The sequence below is a fragment of the Kribbella sp. NPDC006257 genome (assembly GCF_040613535.1).
In the GTDB taxonomy this organism is placed as follows: Bacteria; Actinomycetota; Actinomycetes; order Propionibacteriales; family Kribbellaceae; genus Kribbella.
In genome coordinates, this window is record NZ_JBEXSJ010000024.1 from 1 (window position 1) to 17912 (window position 17912).

The 17912-nt window shown below is 67.3% G+C and carries 7 protein-coding genes; 5 read left to right on the top strand and 2 right to left on the bottom strand.

The genetic code is table 11. The annotated features are described in order from the left end of the window. The coding region (locus tag ABZ004_RS26240) for an alpha/beta hydrolase (protein WP_355683703.1) at nt 1-885 on the bottom strand (885 nt) is incomplete at its 3' end. 261 nt (nt 886-1146) lie between these two features. On the opposite strand from ABZ004_RS26240, the gene ABZ004_RS26245 reads away from it, so the two are divergent. Both ABZ004_RS26245 and ABZ004_RS26250 read left to right on the top strand, forming a co-directional pair. Then, nucleotides 1147-3900 (top strand): AAA family ATPase, encoded by a 2754-nt coding sequence (locus ABZ004_RS26245; RefSeq protein WP_355683704.1) that lies wholly within the window; start codon nt 1147-1149, stop codon nt 3898-3900. A gap of 101 nt (nt 3901-4001) precedes the next feature. Beyond that, complete coding sequence (locus ABZ004_RS26250) at nt 4002-4292, top strand: hypothetical protein (protein WP_355683705.1); 291 nt, start codon at nt 4002-4004, stop codon at nt 4290-4292. 78 nt (nt 4293-4370) lie between these two features. Here ABZ004_RS26250 and ABZ004_RS26255 read toward each other — a convergent pair whose 3' ends face one another. After that, entirely contained in the window at nt 4371-4952 is a 582-nt protein-coding gene (locus tag ABZ004_RS26255; protein WP_355683706.1) for an adenylate kinase, read from the bottom strand. Between the two features lie 300 nt (nt 4953-5252). Between ABZ004_RS26255 and ABZ004_RS26260 the strand changes: the two genes are divergently transcribed. The 3 genes from ABZ004_RS26260 to ABZ004_RS26270 are packed head-to-tail and all read left to right on the top strand — an operon-like array spanning nt 5253 to nt 17910. After that, nucleotides 5253-9839 (top strand): amino acid adenylation domain-containing protein, encoded by a 4587-nt coding sequence (locus tag ABZ004_RS26260; protein ID WP_355683707.1) that lies wholly within the window; start codon nt 5253-5255, stop codon nt 9837-9839. Next, nucleotides 9836-11227: a condensation domain-containing protein gene (locus ABZ004_RS26265; protein ID WP_355683708.1), complete on the top strand. Its 1392-nt coding sequence runs from the start codon at nt 9836-9838 to the stop codon at nt 11225-11227. The genes ABZ004_RS26260 and ABZ004_RS26265 overlap by 4 nt, the downstream gene beginning before the upstream one ends. Beyond that, on the top strand, nt 11224-17910 hold the full coding sequence (locus ABZ004_RS26270; RefSeq protein WP_355683709.1) for an amino acid adenylation domain-containing protein: 6687 nt from the start codon (nt 11224-11226) through the stop codon (nt 17908-17910). Before ABZ004_RS26265 ends, ABZ004_RS26270 begins: the two co-directional genes overlap by 4 nt. Nucleotides 17911-17912 lie beyond the last annotated feature (2 nt).

Sequence of the window (17912 nt, forward strand, 5' to 3'; positions counted from 1 at the left end):
ACCCCCCCCGCCGGCCACCCGCCCCCGCCCCCCCGCGCCGATGCGGGTGGCGGTTTCTGCTGCGTTGCCGCCTTGGGTGTCGAGGGCGCCGAAGACGACCGCGGTGGGGACGTCGACGGTGCGGAGGGTGGTCAGGCGCTCGGGAGAGACGGCGGGGATGCCGTGCGCGGTCATCTGCCAGAGGGCTTGTTCGGCGCCGGGCTGGCGGAATGGGCGGGTCCACTGGTCGATGGCGGCGTGATCCAGGGTGGGGCAGGCCTTGGCGCAGGCGCTGCTGTAGATCTTGCGGATGATGGTGTCCGAGCCGAGCACCAGGCGCAGAAGGCTCGTCTTGTAGGGGTTGACGAAGACCGGCGGAGCACCGCGCCCGCCGGGAAGCGGTAGGCCGTCGCCGTCCAGGAACATCAGGGCGCCGATCCGGTTCGGCGCCTCGAGAGTGGCTTCGGCGGCGATACCCGCGCCGAGCGAGTGACCGACCAGCAGCGGACGTGGTTGCCCTGGGCCACCAAGGTGCATGGCGTCGAGGAAGCCGAGCAGCTGTGCGGCGAGATGTTCCACCGTGTACGGCGCCTTGCGCTCGCTGTACCCGTATCCCGTGATGTCGTACGCGTAGACCCGGTGATCGCGGGCCAGCAGCGGCACCAGCTCGGACCAGGTGTCGACCGACTCCGCCGCGCCGTGGACGAGGACGATCGGGCTCCCCGTAGTACCCCAACTCTCGTACCGCGTGTTGACGTCACCCGCCGCCACGAACCGCAGGCCATCCGGCGGTGCCTCGTGATCGCCGGTGAAGGCGTTGTACGTCAGCGACGCTCCGGTGAGGACGATCACCAGCACCAGGAACCCCAGGAACACTCGGCGCAGCACCCGCCCGACCCGTTTCACGACCCAAGTCTGTCCGATGGATCCAAGCGCCTCTGCCTTGAGGTAGAGCGAGTCTGTCCCGAGGGGTAGGGCGGATCTGTCGCGCCGGGGAGGTTAGGCGGGCGCGACGAAAGACATCGTTCCTCATTCCTCTTGGCGATGTCCGGAACGCTAGAGCTGGTTGACGAACGCCGGCATCGGCCGCACGACAGATCTCCGCACCGGCCGACTGCCCCATGCGAGCTACTTCCGGATTCGCCGCGGGCGGGCGATGCTGGCTGGATGGGGATGGTGGGGCGGACGCGGGAGCTGAGCCGGCTACAAGCCTGGCTGGACGATGTCCGGAGCGGGGAGGGCCGGCTGGTCCTCTGCGCGGGCGAGGCGGGGATCGGCAAGACGCGGCTGGCGCAGGAGTTCGCGGGGAAGGCCCTGGCGGCGGGGGCAGCCGTGGCCTGGGGCCGCTGCGTGGAGACCGAGGGCGCCCCTGCCTACTGGCCGTGGCGGCAGGTCCTCAAGTCCCTCGGCCTTGACCCCGACAGCCTCCTGTCCGCAGGAAGGGACCCTCAAATTGCTGGGTCGGAGGAGCGGTTCCGGCTCTGCGAGGGGGTCGTCGACGTACTGCGGAAAGCCGCGGGCTCGCGTGGCCTGGTGGTGATCGTCGATGACGTTCATCGAGCCGACGAGTCGTCCCTGCTGGTACTGCGGCAGCTGGCCGACCAGCTCGCCGAGCTGCCGATCCTGGTGCTCGCCACCTGTCGCGCGGCCGAACCGTCGTCGGCTCTCCCGCGGTTCCTGCCGGACCTGCTCCGGTCCAGGTCGGCCGAACGGTTCGACCTCAGCCGGTTCGAACCCGGCGAGACCCGCGAACAATTGCCGACGGCCACCGATTCACAGGCCGCCACGGTGCACGAGATCACCGGCGGAAGCCCGTTGTTCGTCCGGGAGGTCGCCCGCGCGCTCGCGGACGGTACGTGGCGGGAGGATCAGCCACCGCGAAGCGTGCTCGACCTGGTCGGCGCCAGACTGGAGAGAGTCTCCCCGGGCTGTCGCAGCCTGGTCCAAGCCGCGGCGATCATCGGCCGGGACTTCGCGATCGAGTTGCTCGCCGCGGCGATGGAGGTTCGGGTCACCGACTGCCTGCCGCTGATCGACGAAGCCGTCGCGTTCGGATTCGTGGCCCAGGTGGGCGGCGGCGAGTACCGGTTCGCCCATGCGCTGACCCGCGATGCCGTCGAGGCGTCCTGCGCGACCGCCGACCGGGCCCGCTGGCATCGCGGCGTCGCGGAGGCCTTGGAGGCTCGGTACAGCCACGACCTGTCCGAGCATCTCGCTGACATCGCGCGCCACCGCGCGCAGTACGGGGATCCCACGATCGCGGCCGAGTGGATGATCCGCGCGGCCGATGACGCAGTACGGCGGCTGGCCTACGAAGAAGGTGTCCGGCTCTACCAGGCAGCACTGAAACTCAACACATCAAGGGATTGCCGTACGCTGATCGCCCTGGGAAGGGCCGCCTACCTGGCAGGTGATCTCCAGGAGTGCGTCAAGGCAGCGATCGCCGCCGCGGAGGCTGCGCCGACGGGTGAGCTGAAGGCCGAGGCCGCGCTGATCCTCGAGGCCGTTCCTGATCCAGGGATCAACGCCGACGCCAAACGCCTCTGCGAATCCGCCCTCGCCGGCACCGCTGACCATGCTCTCCGAGCGAGGTTGATGGCGCGGCGCAGCCAGCTGGCCTTCTACGACGGCGAGCAAGAGCGGCTCGGCAAGTTGAGCAGCGAGGCACTGGCCTTGGCTCGCGCCTCACACGACGATCACGCCCTGTCCGAAGCGTTGCGAGCAAGGCAGGAAGCCTGTCCCGGACCGGCAGGCCGGGCAGAACGGCTGCTGCTGGCAACTGAAATGCTCGAGCTGGCATCCCGGACGGACAACTCCCGGGCCGCGATGTGGGGTGAGCTCTGGCGGCTTGACGCCCTGATCGAAAGCGGACAGCTGATCGCCGCCGCGGCCGAGCTACCCGCGCTCAAGGTCGCGGTCGATCGAGTCGGCGGACCGGTGAGCGCCTGGCATCACGATCGGGTCGCAGCCTGCATCGCCCAGGCGCGCGCGCAGTACGACGAGGCGGCCAGGATCGCCCGTCGGGGGTTCGACCGGATGCGGGTCGTGGAGGGCGCCCCCGCGACGGGTGCGTACTTCGCCCTGCAACTCGCGCTCGCGGGCCACATCGGAGTTCCTGCAGATACGGCCGGGCTGGTCTCGATGAGCTTCGATCCGCCGCCACGGTTCGCGACGATGTCGCTGCTCACCAGGGCCTACCTGCTGACCTGCCTGGAGCGGCTCGACGAGGCGGACGCGTCGTACCGGCGGGCCGGTCCGATCGAGAGCTGGTCGCTGCCCGCATTCTTCGTGCTGCCCGGCTACGTGTACGCGACGATGGCGTGCGCGGGAATCGGGCGCCAGGACGACCTCGCAGTACTGGTCGAGCGGCTCCAGCCGTTCCGCGGAGAACATGCCGTGGGCAACGGCGTTGCCTCGATGGGTCCGGCCGAACTGGCGATCGGACGGGCCGAGCTGGCCCTGGGCCGGTTCGATGCCGCGATCAACGATCTGGAGATCGCCGTCCGGCAGGCCGGATCGGCCGGGGCACCGGGCTTCATGGCCGAGGCGCAGTTCCAGCTCGCGACGGCGCTGGCCGAACGCGACGGAGCCGGCGACCGGGAGCGCGCGAGGCCGCTGGAAGACCAGGCTGCACGGTTGATCAGATCCCTCGGCATGACCCCGTACGCCGAGCGGCTGCCCGGTCTCTTCAGCAGACTCGACGATCCGGGCGGTTCACCGACCGGGCTGAGTGTGCGCGAGGCGGAGGTGGCGATCCTGGTCGCCGAAGGGCTGACCAACCGGCAGATCGCCGAGCGGCTGGTGATCTCGGAACGGACCGCGCAGAACCACGTCCAGCACATCCTGACCAAGCTCGGCTTCGCCAACCGGAGCCAGATCGCCAGCTGGCACACCCGCGGCGGCCGACCGGCCAGGCAATGAGTAGAGCGATGAGTGATTCGGCGGATTCGCGGCCGGCTCTGCGCTCCTAACGTCGTTGTCGTGGCCAGATCGGCCGCGAGAGTGATCAGAGGAGAGCAGCCATGCAATACATTGCAGTCGCCACCCCAGCGTTCAGTTCGATCGAGCAGTTCGACCGGTTGACGGGCGAGCTGGGCGGTGAGCCGGAAGGCCTCCAGGCCCGGTACGTCGGATCCGCCGGTGACCAGCTCTGCGTCGTCTCGCTGTGGGAGTCGCAGGAGGACGCCGACCGCTTCTTCGCCGACCGGCTCGGCCCGGCCCTGGCCAAGATCCTCGGCCCCGACCCTGCCGGTACGCCCGACGTGCGCGGTATGGAGGTCGTCCGTTCCTACACCCGTCAGCCGGTCGGCTGACAGCAGCGAGGTGGCTCGGGCAGTAGCAGGGAGTCTTCCCGAGCCACCCACTTGCTCCGCCGGTTGGCCGGTGCGAGCTCAGTTCGTCTGTTGAAGAGCCACCGAGGAGCTCAGGATTCGTTGCGAGACTTCGGCTGAGTCGCCGGTGCCGTCGATGGTGGTGACCAGGTTTCGGGCGGCGTAGACCTCGATGAGGGGTTGGGTCTGGTCGGTGTAGACCTTGAGGCGGTGGCGGATGACGGGTTCGGTGTCGTCGGAGCGGTTGGCGAGAGCGGCGCGGTTGAGGAGGCGGGCGACCAGCTCGTCGACGTGTACGTCCAGGACTATTACGCCGTCGACGAAGCGTTGCTGGCCGGCCAGGAACTCGTCCAGGACGGCGACCTGGTCCAAGGTGCGCGGATAGCCGTCGAGCAGGAAGCCGGAGCGGGTGTCGTCGGCGCAGAGCCGCTCGCGGATCATCGCGTTCGTGACCGAGTCGGGGACATATTCACCGGCGTCGATGTATCCCTTCGCCTGCTGCCCCAGCGCGGTTCCGCTGGCGACCTGCTCGCGGAAGATGTCGCCGGTCGAGATCGCCGGGACACCGAGCCGCTCGGCCAGCATCTCGGCCTGGGTGCCCTTCCCGGCACCGGGCGGCCCCATCAGCACGAGGATCGTCATCGGGGTCCTCCCGAGGGGTAGGAAAGAACCAGATTAACGCTGGGTCACCCCGTTTCCCATGGGTAGCCGCTGTTGCCTCGCTCACTCCCCCAGCCCCGGCCCGCCCATCGACGATGCCCCCTCAGCACCGCGCTTCCGGCCCGTGGTTCAAACGAGTGAGTCACCGGAAGCCGTTGCCCGGATGCAGAGAAACCCTTGCCTTTAAGGGATGTTTCTCGATTTTCGGCCCATCGGATCACGTTGCGTGCCTAGCATCGATCGCGGGGTTCGGGTTCACCGAACGGGGTCCGAGGGGGGACTTTGAGGTCTGTCGACGCCTGTCCGAAAACACTTGCCGAGAGCATTGTCACGTTCGCGCGGACGAGAGCGGACGCACCAGCGGTCGTCCATGCCGGTGACACTCTCAGTTACCGGAATCTGCTCCAGCAGGCCGATTCCGTGGCGGCAACGCTGCCCCGAGGTGGGCTGGTTGCGCTCGAACTTCCGCGCGGGATCGAGTTCGTGGTTACCGCTCTCGCCGTACTACGAGCAGGCGCCGCCTACCTCCCGATCGACCCGGCACTACCAGCCGCCCGACGCGAGTACCTCCTCACCTCAGCCAACCCCCAAGCCGTACTCCGCCCAGGCCTGCTCGCGGCGCCGACTACCAACTGGAGCGCACCAGACGTCCAGCCCGACGAGCTTGCCTATGTGATCTACACGTCTGGTTCGACCGGGCGGCCCAAAGGGGTGCAGATTCAGCACTCGGCGTTGTGGAATCTCGTCTCCTGGCAGCGGCGCACCTTGGAGCTGAAGGAGGACGACCGGATGTCGTTCGTCTCCGGCCTAGGTTTCGACGCCGCGATGCTGGAGATCTGGCCGGCTCTGGCTTCCGGCGGAACCCTCGTGATTCCCATCGAGGAGCAGCGCCTCAGTCCCACCGCTCTCCGCGACTTCCTGATAGCCGAAGGCATCACGGTCGCCTTCGCCCCAACCGTCCTCACCACCGAACTGATGACTCTCCCTTGGCCGAAGTCAGCACTGAGAGCGCTGCTCACCGGCGGCGATCGTCTACCGGCAAGACCGCCCGTCTCCTTGCCCTTCACCCTCTACAACCTCTACGGCCCGACCGAAGCAACAGTCGCGGCAACGGCCGCAGTCGTCGCGCCAGGCGACGGCGTACCGACCATCGGCCAGCCGATCGACGGCGTCACCCTGCAAATCCGAGACCCACAAGGGGCACAAGCGCAGACGGGCGAACTCTTCATCGGCGGCGCAGGCGTAGGGCTCGGCTACCTCGGCGACCCCGAACTCACCGCGGAACGGTTCACCGAGCACGGCTATCGCACCGGCGACCTGGTCTCTCAACGCGAGGACGGCGAACTCGACTACCTGGGCCGTGTCGACGACCAGATCCAGATCCGCGGTCACCGGGTCGAACCAGGCGAGGTGGAGGTCGTCCTCAGCGAACACCCCGACGTCGCCGCCGCGGCCGTAGTTGCGGATGGCAACAACCTCGCCGGCTTCTACGTACCGGCCAGGCCAGGCATCGACCCGCGCCCGCACCTCGCGGATCACCTCCCGGCGTACATGATCCCGGCCACCCTCACCGCGCTCACCGAACTCCCGAAGACCGAGAACGGCAAAGTCGATCGCAACGCCCTGCGCGCCATCAGGCCGGCAACAATCACAGGCCGCGCGCCGACGACCGAAGCCGAGCAGGAGATCGCCAAGATCTGGGAGCAGGTCCTCGGCCGCCCGACCGGCATCGACCAACCTTTCGACACGGTCGGCGGCCACTCGCTCGCCGCAACTCGCGTACTCACCAGGCTCTCCGAACGCTGGGGCCGCACCCTGTCCCTGGAACTCATGCTCGGCCCAGTCACCATCGCCGACCTCGCCACCACCCTGCCCGAACTACCAACAGCAACCCAGACAGAGCTGCATAAAGCAGGCAAAGCAGCTCCACTGACAGCAGCGCAGCGCAGCTACTGGTTCCTCGACCAATACCTCGCCGATCCGTCCATCTACGACGTCCGCATGCGCTACACGATCGACGGCCCACTCGACCCCGATCGCCTCGCAACCGCACTCAACCAGCTCGTCCAGCGACACGAAGCATTGCGTACCGCCATCGAGACCCGCCAAGACGGCCCGTACCAACGCGTCGTCCCCGCCTACCCGGTGCCCTTCGACGTACTGGAAGCGCAGACCGACGACCAACTAGCCGCGTATCCACAACCGCCCAGCAGCCTCTCCACCGGGCGACTCATCCGCGCTGTCCTGTCGAAGACCAGCAACACCAGTTGGCGCCTCCTCCTCACCATCCACCACAGCGCCATCGACGCCCGCTCACTCGAAGTCCTCATGGCAGAACTGCCAATCCTGTACTCCGGGCGCCCACTCGCGCCGCCACAGGTCACCCCGCGTGACGTCGCAGCCTGGGAAGCAAGGCAACCGCTGACCGAAGGGCTCGCCTACTGGCAGCAAAAGCTCGCCGGTGCTCCAGCGCACCTCGATCTGGTCACCGATCACCAGCGCCCGCTGGTCCCGGACCATCACGGCGGCTCGGTCCACCTCCCATTACCCGAAGACGTACTGACCGGACTCGACCAGCTGGCGTCCACGGAGCGAGCCAGCCGCTTCACAGTGGTCTTCGCAGCCCTCGCCGCATTGCTCCAGAAGCACACCAGGCAGGAGGACATCGTCGTCGGCGCGCCGATGGCGAACCGGACCGTGTCCGAGTTCGACGACGTCGTCGGCTGCTTCGTCAACACGGTCCCTTTGAGGCTCACCATCGACGGCGGATCCTTCCGCGAGTTGGTTCGGCATGCTCGCAGTACGGTGCTGGAAACGCATGCGCACCAAGGCGTTCCGCTCGAGCGGATCGTCGCGGACCGGAGCAGCGGCGAGGCGCCGTTCGACGTTCTGCTCGTGGTCGGGCAGCCCGAGGGTGAGCCGGTCAGCTTGGGTGACGCGACGTTGCGGCCGGTCGGCGAGTGGCATGGCGACAACGCCAGGTTCGACCTCACCGTGTTGGTCGAACCGGTCGACGGCCGAATGACACTGACGGTCCAGTACCGCGGAGACCTGTTCGAGAGATCGACTGCCGAGCGGATCAACCGGCAGCTCATCGGCCTGCTGACGGTTGCCGTCTTCGATCCTGACCTCGCTGTCGCCGACCTACAGTTGGGAAGCGAAGAGGATCTCCTTGCTCTAGGCAAAGGACCGGAGGCTTTCGAGGACAAGCGGCCGATCTACCAGTTCGTCGCCGATCAGCAGCCCGACAAGGTCGCCGTCATCTGCGGGCAGGACGCACTGACCTACCGCGAACTCCAGCAGCGGGTCAACCAGCTCGCACGTTTCCTCAGGAGCAATGGCGTCCTGGTCGGCAGCCCGGTCGCAGTACGGCTGCCCAGGTCGGTCGACGCGGTGGTCGCCATGCTCGGTGTCGCGAAGTCCGGCGGCTGCTATGTGCCGATCGAGCCGGACGTTCCGGGGCCGCGTGCCGAGGAGATGCTGGCGGATGTCCGCGCCGAGGTGATCGTCGACGAAGACCTGATGGCCAAGGCCGCTCAGCAGTCCGACGAGCCACTGACCGACGTGGTCACCGCCGGAGATCTCGTCCACATCTTCTACACCTCTGGTTCGACCGGGAGGCCAAAGGGCGTGCTGGCCGAGCACGGTGGGTTGACCAACCTGGTGCTGGCGAAGATCCAGAACTTCGCTGTCGCGGAGGACAGCCGCGTGCTCCAGTTCGTGCCGTTCGGCTTCGAGGTGTCGGTCTCGGACGTCTACATGACGCTGGCGGCCGGCGCGACGCTCGTCGTCCCGACCGACGAGGTCGCCGGCACCGATCTGGTCGGGTTGATCGATCGCGAACGGATCACCAACCTCGTTCTCCCCGCCTCGGTCCTCGCGGCGCTTCCCGAGGACGCCACGCTGCCGACGGTCCGGTCGATCGCGGTCGGTGGCGAGGCCTGCTCGGCGGAGCTGGTCGCACGCTGGGCGCCGGACCGGCGCTTCGTGAACTCCTACGGTCCGACCGAGGCCACGGTTGCCGCGGTGATGCACGAGTGCGTTGCCGATGGCAACCGACCCGCGATCGGGAGGCCGATCCCCGGCGTACGGGTGACGATCGTTGATCCGCAGGGACGGTTGGTGCCGATCGGCGTACCGGGTGAGTTGTTGATCGGCGGTGTCGGGGTCACGAGGGGCTATCTCGATCGGCCGGAGCTGACGGCCGAGCGGTTCACGGGTGACCGACAGGGACCTGGAAAGCATTACCACACAGGGGATCTCGCGTACTGGCGCGAAGACGGCACGATCATGCTGCTCGGCCGGATCGACGATCAGGTGCAGCTGCGGGGGATCCGGATCGAGCTCGGCGAGGTCGAGGCCGCTCTCAGTGCGCATCCGGCGGTCGACGAGGCGGTCGCCTTCGTTCATGAAGATCCGGTGGCTGGGCCGACGTTGAACGCGTACGTCGTGGGGCAGGCAGCTGGTGTTCGCGATTGGCTTGCGACCCGGGTGCCGGCGCACCTTGTTCCCGCCACGGTCGGGGAGTTGCCGACGTTGCCTCGGTCAAGCAGCGGCAAGCTCGATCGACGGGCGCTGCCGGAGCCCAGTGCCACGCGATCGCCTTCGCGGCCGCCGGAGTCGGTGACGGAAGAGGTACTGCTGGATCTCTGGCAGCAGGCGCTCGGCGTACCGGAGCTCGGGGTGGAGGACGACTTCTTCGCGGCCGGTGGTCAGTCGCTGCTCGCGGCACAGGTGATGGCGGATGTGCGGGAGCAGTTCGAGATCGGCCTCGGCGTACGGGCGCTGTTCGATGCGCCGACGGTGGCCCGGCTGGCCGTTGTGGTGGAACAGACGATTCTGGAACAGTTGCTGGGGGCATCTTCATGAGTGCGAACTTGACCACCGACGCGATCGAAGCAGCCTTGGCGGCGCGGTTGGCCAAGGCGAAGGCGAAGAAGCCGCAGCGGGTTGGGATTCCGCAGCGGCCGGCGGATGCGGCGGTGGTGCTGTCATCGGCGCAGCGGAGGTTGTGGTTTCTCCATCAGCTCGCGCCGGACAGCTCTGCCTATACGTTGCCGGTTGCCTGGCGGCTGCGCGGAGCGTTGGATGGTTCGCGGTTGCGAGCCGCGGTGGTGGCGGTGGTCGAGTCGGCTGACGCACTTCGGACGTTCTACCGAGCGACGGACGGTACGCCGACCGCCGTACTGGCTGAGGCGGACGCGCTCGAGTGGCGTGAGTTCGACGGTCTGGAGGAGTTCGGCTCCGAGGTGCGCCGGCCGTTCGATCTTGAGCAGGCGGCGCCGTTCCGGGCTTCATTGTTCCGGGTCGGGGCGGACGAGCACGTGTTGCTGCTCTGCGTTCACCACATCGCTGCCGATGGGTGGTCGATGGGACTGATCGCTGATCGGTTGGGTGCTGTCTACGGTGGCGCGGCGTTGGTCGCGGGTACGCAGTACGCCGATGTTGCGTACTGGCAGCAGCAGCGGTCTTCCGATGGCGATCTCGCGTACTGGCGTGAGCAGTTGGCTGACTCGCCTCGGCCGGTTGAGCTGCCTGGCGATCGGTCACGGCCGGCGCATCCGAGTGATGCAGGTGCTCAGTATTCCTTTGAGCTCGATGAGACGTTGACGACGCAGCTGCGGGCTCTTGCGGCGAGCGAGCAGGTCAGCACGTTCATGTGTTTGGTCGCGGCTTTCCAGGTCTTGTGCGCGCGACAGGCCGGCCTCGATGACGTCATTGTCGCGGCGCCGGTCAGCGGGCGAGATGCGGTGCCGGAACTCCGCACTGTCGTCGGCTGCCTGGTCGAGACTGTGTTGCTTCGGGCCAGGAACTTCTCGACCTCGACTGGGCATGAGCTGTTGCAACAGGTCCGGAACACGGTGCTGGAGGCAACCGAGCACGCCGCTGCTCCTTTCGAGGAGGTCGCCGCCCTACTCCCCTATCCGGCCGAAGGCAGGCCGCCGTACTCCGTGCTGTTCAGCGCGACCCACGTGCCGCGGGTGGATCTCTCGTTGGCCGGCGTGCGCACCGAGCCGTTGACCATCGAGGCGCCGGCGAGGAAGGTCGATCTGACGATGGAGGTCGCCGACCTCGGCGGACCCACGATCTCGGCGTCGATCACCTACAGCACCGAACTCTTCGACGCGAGCACGATCGAACGCTTCGCCCACCAATACCTGCTGCTCCTCGAGGGCCTCGACTCCAGCACTCCAGTCAGCAGGCTGCCGCTCCTCACCCCGGCTGAGCAGACCAAGCTCCTCGCTCCCCGGCCTTGACCGGTGAGCCACCACTGATCCTCAGCGGCTTCGTCGACACCGTACGCCGTGTGCCGACCCGGATTGCCGTCACAGCCGTTGACGGCAGCCTCACGTACGCCGAGTTGGACGCCCTCAGCAGCTCTCTCGCCCTGCGCCTCCTTGCCGAGGGTGTAGGGCGAGAGAGCCTCATCGGCCTCGCCGCCACCCGCAACAGCCACTTCACCATCGGCCTCCTAGGCATCCTCAAATCCGGCGCCGCCTACATCCCCATCGAGCCAACTCACCCACCCGCCCGCCAGGCAGCCCTCCTCACCTCAGCAGGAGCAACCCTCGCAGTCGGTCTCAACCTCCCAGACATCACGTGCATCGATGCCGTAGGCAACCAGCAGACAGGCGAACTGCCAGAACCGCAATCAGATGCTTTGGCCTATGTCATCTTCACGTCTGGGTCTACGGGGCGGCCGAAGGGGGTTGGGGTTGAGCATGGTGGGTTGGCGGCTTATGTGGAGGCCTTTGCTGAGCGGTTGGGGGTGGAGGACGGGGCCAGCTATGGGGTTCGGTCGACGTTGGCTGCGGATCTTGGGCATTCGATGGTGTTCACCGCGTTGTCGCGCGGGGGCACGCTGCGGTTGATCGATGACGAGCTTGCTGAACCGGTCGACTATCTGAAGATTGTTCCGTCGCATTTGGCGGCGTTGATGGGGGCGGGTGACTGTCTACCGACCAAGGCGCTGGTGCTGGGTGGGGCGGCGCTGCCGTGGAGTCTCGTCGACGCCATCAGGCGGGAGGCTCCGGGGCTGCGGATCCTCAACCACTACGGACCGACCGAGACGACGGTTGGGGTGCTGGCGTACGAGATCCCAACAGCTGGAGAGAGGCCGGCGACCGTTCCGCTCGGTACGCCGTTGGCCCACGCGGCCGTGCATATTCTCGACAAGCAAGAACAACCGCAGCCGGTGGGAGTCTGGGGAGAACTCTGTGTTCGCGGACCCGCTGTCGCGCGGGGATATCTCGGCGGGGCAAGCTTCGACGGCAAGTATGCGACCGGAGACCGGGCGAGATGGCGTCCGGACGGGACCGTTGAGTTCGGTGGCCGACTGGATCGGCAGGTCAAGATCCGGGGGCACCGCGTCGAACCCGGCGAGATCGAAGCCGTCCTCACCACTCACCCGCAGGTCGACACAGCCGCCGTACTGGTAGCCGACGGCAACCTTCATGCGTATGTCAAAGCGCAAACCCAGGCTGACCTGAGGCAATGGTTGAGCGAGCGGCTGCCGGATCACCTGGTGCCGGCCACCGTCACGGTGCTGGCGGAGTTGCCGCTCAATGCCAATGGCAAGGTCGATCACGCGGCGCTCAGCGCGCCGGCCGCGAGCTTGCCGGGCGAGCAGGTGGCCTTGAGCGGGCAGACACAGCGCCGGGTCGCGATGGTGTTCGCGGAGTTGCTGGATGTCCAAGTTCCGGCGGGGGATGCGGACTTCTTCGAGTTGGGTGGGCATTCTCTGCTGGCGATCCGGGCCGCGGCCAGGCTTCGGCGGGACTGTGGGGTCGCGGTGGTCGTCCGGGATCTCTTCGTCCATCGGACGATCATTGCCCTGGCCGACCACATCGACGGGTTGCGGCGGAGCGACGGACCCGAACTGGTCCATCGCGAGCACCAGTCGACCGACCTGTCGCACGGCCAGCAGCGCTACTGGTTCCTCGATCAGGTGGACCCCGGCAACCCGGTGAACAACCTCCCGAGCGCCTTCCGGCTCACCGGCCCGCTCGACATCGAGGCTCTCCACAGAGCGAACAACACGGTCGTCGAACGCCACGAGATCCTGCGTACGGCGTACCCGAGCATCGACGGCACGCCGGAAGCCGTAGTACTGGAGAGACCAGAGATCCCCTTGCAGGTCACCGATCTGAGGGATGGCGATGTCAAAGGCAGGATCGACGAAGAGTTCCGGCACGGCTTCGACCTAGCCGCCGGCCCGCCACTCCGTGCGGCCCTGTTGAGGACCGGCGAGACCGAGCACATCCTGCTGCTGACCGTGCACCACATCGCCAGCGACGGCTGGTCGAACGCCGTCCTCCTCGAAGACCTCTCCAAGGCGTACCGCGGCGAGACACTCGCCGAACAGCCTGTCACCTACGACGACTACATCCAATGGGAAGCAGAAAAGTCCTACTCCGAGACCGAGGACTTCTGGCGAGCCGAACTCAAGAGCGCACCCAGCTCCCTCGACCTCCCACTGGACCGCCCAAGGCCTGCACTCCCAACGCACCAAGGCGACGCCGTCTGGCTCGACCTCGACGCCGACCTCACCCGCAAGCTGACAGAACTGAGCCGCGCCAACGACGTCACACTCTTCATGACCCTGCTGGCCGCCTACCAGGTAGTCCTCGCCCGGTACGCCGGTGTCGAGGACCTCGTCGTCGGCACAGCCGTCGCCGGTCGCGAACACCCCGACCTCGATCGCGTCGTCGGCATGTTCGTCAACAGCCTGCCACTGCGCGGAAAGCCGCAGCGCGATCTCCCGTTCCTCGACTATCTCCACCAGGTACGGCGTACCGTGCTCGACGGCTTCGAGCACTCCGCGATGCCCTTCGACCGTCTGCTAACCGCCCTGGACGTACCAAGAGATCCCAGCCGGACGCCGGTCTTCACCACGATGTTCGTGCTGCAGAACACTCCACCGGCCAGCCTGGAACTCCCGGGCATCACAGTGACGCCAGTCGACGCCGCCACCGGAGTTGCAAGGACCGACCTGTCGCTCTTCCTCACCGAAGAGGGCGGTGCACTCCACGGAGCACTGGAGTACAACACCGACATCCTCGACCGGTCCACAGCGCAACGACTGACCAGCTACCTCCACACACTGTTGACCGCGATCACTGCCGAGCCATCCACCAAGCTCGGTGATCTACCGCTCAGCGACGAAGCCGAACAACACCAGCTCCTCGTGGAATGGAACGCCACCACCACGACCCTGCCGAGCGGTCTCACGCCCGACTGGATCATCCGCCAAGCAGAGCAAAGCCCGGAGAGCATCGCAGTACTGGACGACGACGAGGAGCTCACCTACGCCCACCTTGTCGACAAATCGGCAGCCCTCGCCCACCGTCTGCACAGCTTGGGCGCCGGCAAGGGCACGATCGTCGGACTCGCGCTCGGCCGATCGGTCCGGATGTCGGTGGCGATGCTCGCCGTACTCCGGCTGGGCGGAACCTATCTACCGCTCGACCCCGAGTATCCGCTCGACCGGCTGGCCTACATGGTCGAGGACTCCGGCGCGACCCTCCTGCTGACGGACGGATTCACCGAGACCTTCGGCCTGCCGACCGTCGACCTGCGCCAGGAACTCCCATCTGCCGCTGCCCCAGAAGTCATGCTCGAGGGCAGCGACCCGGCGTACATCATCTATACGTCCGGCTCGACCGGCCGCCCCAAGAGCGTGGTGATCCCACACAGCGCCCTGGCCAATCTGCTGGCGTCCTTCGCAACAGAGCCTGGCCTGTCCGATGAGGACACCATCCTGTCGGTCGCCAGCATGTCCTTCGACCTCTCGGTCAAGGAACTCCTGCTCCCGTTCACCGTCGGCGCGACGCTCGTGATCGGCAGCCGACGACTCGCCGCAGACGGCGAAGCACTGGCCAGACGAATGCTGGACACCGGTACGACGTATCTGCAGGCAACACCGCTCACCTGGCAGGTGCTCATCGAGACCGGTTGGCAGGGCGACCCGGACCTGATCGCCGGCTGCGGCGGCGAAGCACTGCCACCCGAGCTGGCCGTCCGGCTCATCCCCCTCGTCGGTGAACTCTGGAACTTCTACGGCCCGACCGAAACCACAGTCTGGTCAGCCCGCGAACTCATCACCTCCGCGGACGTCACCGTCGGCCGGCCGATCTCCAACACGTCGATCTATGTGCTCGACGAGAAGCTACGGCCGGTCCCCCTCGGCGCGGTCGGCGAACTCTGCATCGGCGGTGCCGGCGTCGCGCTCGGCTACCACGGCAGGCCGGAACTCACGGCTGAACGATTCGTGACCAGCGACTTCGGCCGGATCTATCGCACCGGCGACCTGGCCCGCTGGCGCGCGAACGGCCGACTCGAGGTGCGCGGACGGGCCGACGGGCAGATCAAGCTCCGCGGATACCGGATCGAGGTCGGTGAGATCGAGACCGTCCTGCTCGGTCATCCGGAGATCGTCTCGGCCGCCGTCAAGGTCTGGAACGACAGACTGGTCGCGTACGTCGTGGGGTTGGCGGCCACCGATGCGGAGATCCGCGACTACCTGCGCGGCATGCTCCCCGATTACATGCTTCCGGCAACCTTCGTGCGGCTGACCGAGTTGCCGACCACACCGAACGGCAAGATCGACCGGCTCTGCCTGCCTGAGCCGTTGCCGTCAGCAAATACTGGAGCCCAGGACGCGACGCCCGAAGAAGCGGCGATTCTCACGGTTTTCGGTGAGGTGCTCGGCTGCGAGGTCGGCCTCGACGACGGGTTCTTCGACGTCGGCGGCGACTCGCTGCGCGCAGTACGGACTGTTCGGGCGATCGACCCGGGCCTGTCGGTTCTCGACCTGTTCCGCTATCCGTCGGCCCGTGCGCTCGCCGAGTACCTGCAGTCGACTCGACCGGACGCAGCGGGTGTCCTGCAGAAGCTGACCAAACTCAGCGCCGCCGATGCCGAACTCACCGTCATCGGCGCACCCTTCGGCGGCGGTGGCGCGATCGTGTACGCCGACCTGGCGCGCCGCATGCCGTCGAACTGGGCCCTGTACGCCGTCCAGCCGCCGGGCACCGACTATTCCCGGCCCGACGAAGCGTTGATCTCCCTGCCCGAGCTGGCGGATCGCTGCGCGGAACGCATCCTCGCCGAAGTCCCCGGCCCGGTGATGCTCTACGGCCACTGCGTCGGGAGCGCCCTCGCCGTCGCCATCGCGCAACGACTCGAGCGGGCCGGCAGGGTTCCCGAGTCGGTGGTGCTCGGGGCGTCCTTCCCGAACACGCGACTTCCCGGCGTACTGGGATCGCTTGCCCGGCTCGCACCCGGAAGACGCCAGTCCGATCGGATGCTCACGGACACGCTGAGGGTTCTCGGTGGGCTCGGCGAGGATCCACCGGCGGCCGAGCGTGCCTTTGTGGCAAAGGCGATCCGGCATCAAGCCGACCAGGGCGAACTGTTCTTCACCAACTCCTTCACCGACGACGCGCCAAGGCTCACTTGCCCGCTGCGCGTCGTGGTCGGTGATCTGGACGAGGCCACCCGGTTCTCGGCCGAGCGGGTGCACGACTGGGATCGGTTCGGCGAAGTGGTCGAGTTGGCCGGGCTGCCCGGCGCCGGGCACTTCTTCCACCGGGATCCACGGGTGGCCGAGTTGCTGACCAGACCGGCCGAGGGCGCCGTACCGAAGAAGACCAGGCAGGCGAATCTGCCGGGCTTCCTCACCGTCACCGCCGGACAGTTCGTCTCGCTCATCGGTGCGGGGTTGTCGACCTTCGCGCTGGGGGTCTGGGCTTACCAGCAGACCGGTCGCGCAACCGCCTTGGCGACCATCGCTGCCTTCGCGATCGTGCCGGTGATCCTCACCGCGCCGCTCGCGGGAGCCGTCGCCGACCGGTGGAATCGCCGGCGCGTGATGATGGCCTGCGACCTGGTCGCGCTTTCAATGGCGGCCGTGCTGATCGTCTTGCTGGCAGTCGATTCGCTGGCGCTCTGGCATCTCTATGTCTTCGTCACCGTGGTCGCCGTCACCTCGTCCTTCCGGCAACCTGCCTACCTCGCTGCTGTCGCGCAGTTGGTTCCAAAGCGGTATCTGGGACAGGCGAACGGCTTGGTCGGTTTGGGGACGGCGGCTGCTCTGCTGTTCTCACAGCTGTTGGGTGGCGTGTTGCTGCTCGCTCTCAGCCTCAGTGGCGTTCTCTGGATCGACTTGGCGACATCCGTTGTCGCGTTGGCAACCCTGGCCGTGGTCAAGGTGCCGGACCTCGGGTTCCACGTCCGCGACGAACCGCTGCTGACCGAGATCGTCGGCGGCTGGCGCTACCTGAACGAACGCCGCGGCCTGCTCGCCGTCGCCGCCTTCTTCGCCGTGGCGAACGGGCTCGGCGGTGTCGTGGTCGTCGTCACGACGCCGATGGTGCTTGCCTTCGGCAGTACGGCGACGCTCGGGCTGGTACTCGCCGCCCAAGGCGCCGGTCTGCTCCTCGGTGGCGTCCTGATGGCGATCTGGGGCGGTACTCCGCAGCGGATCACCGGGATGATCGCAGGCGTCGGACTGATCGGGGTGAGTTCTGTCCTGATCGGGTTGCGTCCGGTCGCCTTCTTCCCGATCGCCGGCATGTTCGGCGTCGGGTTCTGCGCGGCGCTGATCAACGCGCACTGGCTCGCGCTGGTCCAGGTGAAGGTGCCGCACGAGCTCCTCGGCCGGGTGCTCGCCACGATCCTGATGCTGGCCCGGGTCGTGATGCCACTCGGTTATCTGGCCGCCGGACCCCTGGTGGACAAGGTTTTCGAGCCGCCGATGCACGCGGGCGGCGGACTCGCCCGGCTCCTCGGACCGGTCTTCGGCACCGGAACCGGCCGCGGCATGGCCGTGGTGGTCGCGACCACCGGCGTACTGCTGCTGGCGTGGTCCTTGCTCGGCCTCGCGTCCCGCTCTCTTCGCACCGTCGAACAACAGCTACCCGATGCAGTGGAGGACTGAAC